General features: G+C 75.3%; 2 protein-coding genes. Both read left to right on the forward strand.

The features are described 5' to 3' along the window. Positions 1 to 1136 (forward strand): alpha/beta hydrolase (locus tag AX737_RS14420; protein WP_066922411.1); only part of this gene is annotated, 1136 nt, incomplete at its 5' end. Then, positions 1133 to 2689 (forward strand): GMC family oxidoreductase, encoded by a 1557-nt coding sequence (locus tag AX737_RS14425; RefSeq protein ID WP_066922413.1) that lies wholly within the window; start codon positions 1133 to 1135, stop codon positions 2687 to 2689. The genes AX737_RS14420 and AX737_RS14425, both read left to right, overlap by 4 nt. Positions 2690 to 2812: the final 123 nt, after the last annotated feature.

A 2812-nucleotide genomic window follows, 5' to 3' on the forward strand; every position in this document is an offset into this window, starting at 1 on the left:
CCCCGCCGAGCCCCGAGCCGATCGCGGAGGAGCGTCGCCGGGCGATGCTCGCCTGGATCGGGGCCGACGCGGAGACGCGGGCGCGCGAGGCCCGCGCGTTCATCCGCCAGAATGTCGGCGCGCCGCTGGCGCCCGGGGACGAGGACGCGGCGACCGCCGACGTGCTGCGGGCCGCGCCGGACGCGTGGCGCGCCTGGCTCGAATCGGGCGCGAACGAGGATTGGGCCGCCCGCATCGGCGTCCTGCGCACGCCGGCGCTGATCCTGGCGGGCGGTGACGATGCCGATCTCGGCCCCGCCGGACAGGCCGCCCTCACGGCGCCCCACCTCGCCCACGCCCGCACGCGGGTCCTCGACGGCGCCGGCCACCTGCTGCCGCTGGAACGGCCGGACGCCGTGGCGGCGGAGATCGCTGCCCACCTCGCCGCGGCAGCGCCCGCAGACCCCGCGCCGGCGCGGATCCCCGCGGATTACGCCGCGCTGATCGCCTCCGAGCGGGTCAACCCGCGCCTGCGGGCGGCCCTCGTCGAGCGCGCCGAGCCGGACGATCCGGCCTACGCCCCCGCCGCGCTCGACCCGGTCGCGCTGGCGCTGCTGCGCGCCGTGGTGGCCCGGGTGCTGCCCGAGGCCGGCTTCGACATCGCCGCCCGGCTCGACGCGCGTCTGGCGAGCGGTGCGGGCGACGGCTGGCGCTTCTCCCGCCTGCCGCCGGACGCCCACGCCTACCGCGCCGGCCTGCGCAGCCTCGACGCCGCCGCGCGGGCGGAGGGCGCGCCGTTCCTCGCCCGCGACGGAGCGGGCCGGGACGCGCTGCTGCGGGCGGCCCAGGAGGGCCGACTGGCGGTGCCCGAGACGGCGGACCCGCGCCTCGACGCGGAGCAGATGGTGCTGTGGTTCGAGGATCTGCGCGCCGACGCGGTGCGCACCTACCTCGCGCACCCGGCGACGCTCGCCCGCCTCGGATTCTCGGGGATCGGCGCCGGCGGCACCGGCACGCCCGACCCGGACGGGCTCGCCCGCAATCTTCCGGGCTTCGTCCGGACCGGGCGGAACGATCCCGAACCTTGGGAACCCGAACCTTGGGAACCTGAACCTTGGGAACCGGGACAGAGCGCTCCCGCGGAGGCGGTCCGATGAACCTCGACGGCATGCGGCACCACGCACTGAACGAGGCCGTCGATGCGGTGGTGATCGGCACCGGGGCGGGCGGCGCGCCGGTTCTCGCGCGGCTCGCAGCCGCCGGCCTGAGGGTGGTCGCGCTGGAGGCAGGCCCGAACTTCGCGCCCGCCGCCTTCGCCTTCGACGAGACCTTGGCCGACGAGATCTACTGGACCGGGGAGCGCCTCAGCGGCGGCACCACGCCGGAAGCCTTCGGGGCCAACAACAGCGGCACCGGCGTCGGCGGCTCGACCCTGCACTGGGGCGCCTTCGTGCCCCGGCCCGACAGGCGCGACCTCGCGCTCCACACCGAGACCGGCGAGGGCTGCGACTGGCCGGTCGGCCTCGACGAACTCGTCCCCTTCTACGAGCGGGTCGAGCGCTTCATCGGCGTCTCGGGGGCCGATCCCTATCCGTGGGATCCGGGCCGGCGCTACCCGCTGCCGCCGGTGCCGCGCAACGGCCCGGCGGAGATCATGGCGCTCGCCTGCGGGCAGCGCGGCCTGCGCGCCACGGACGCGCCGGCCGCGGTCGTCTCGCGTCCCTTCGCGCAGGAGGGCGGCCCCGAGCGCGAGGCCTGCATCAATTGCGGCTACTGCCACCAGGGCTGCCGCAACGGCGCCAAGGCCAGCATGGACGTGACCTACCTTCCCCTCGCGCTCCGCCACGGCGCCGAGATCCGGCCGGGCAGCGTCGCGCACGGGCTGGAGCGCGACGCCTCGGGCCGGGTCACGGCGGTGGTCTACCGGCGGGACGGGGTCGATCACCGCCAGCTCTGCGGGGCGGTCTTCCTCTGCGCGGGCGCCGTCGAGACGCCGCGCCTGCTGCTCAATCTGGGTCTCGCCAACGCGAGCGGCCAGGTCGGGCGCAACTACATGGGCCATGTCGCGACCCAGGTCTGGGGCAGCTTCCCCGACCCGATCCGGATGAACCGGGGCTACCCGTCCTCGCTGATCAGCGAGGACATGGTCCGGCCGCGGGACGCCGACTTCGCGGGCGGCTACCTCGTGCAGAGCCTCGGGGTGCAGCCCCTGACGCTCGCCAACGCGGTCGCCCGCACCCGCGGCCTCTGGGGACCGGCGCTCCACGCCTGCCTGGACGGCTACAACCATCTGGCGGGCATCGGCATCAACGGCGAGACGCTGCCCTGCGACGAGAACCGGCTGACGCTCTCCGACGAGACCGACGCGCTGGGCTTGCGCAAGGCGCAGATCAGCTTCGGCTACAGCGAGAACGAGCGCCGCCTGAACGCCCACGCCACCGCCCTGATGCGCGACCTCTGGGAGGCGGCGGGCGCGCGCGACATCTGGGTGCTGGAGCGCGTCGCCCACACCCTCGGCACCTGCCGGATGGGCCGGAGCGGCGACGCGGCCGTGGTCGATCCCTACGGCCGCAGCTTCGACATCCCGAACCTCTGGATCAGCGACGGCTCGACCTTCCCGAGCTCGCTCGCGGCGAATCCGGCGCTCACCATCATGGCGCTGGCGCTGCGGAGCGCGGAAGCGTTCCTGGAGCGGGCGCGGGACGGCTGATCCGGCAGCACGGTCGGGATGGCATCCTGGGCGGCCCTCCATCGGACCACAGACACCCCAAGACAAGACGCGGGTCCCCTCTCCCGTGCGGGAGAGGTCTGCTTTCGCAGAAAGCCGGGTGAG

It is taken from the genome of Methylobacterium sp. CCH5-D2, from assembly GCF_001556475.1.
GTDB lineage: Bacteria > Pseudomonadota > Alphaproteobacteria > Rhizobiales > Beijerinckiaceae > Methylobacterium > Methylobacterium hispanicum.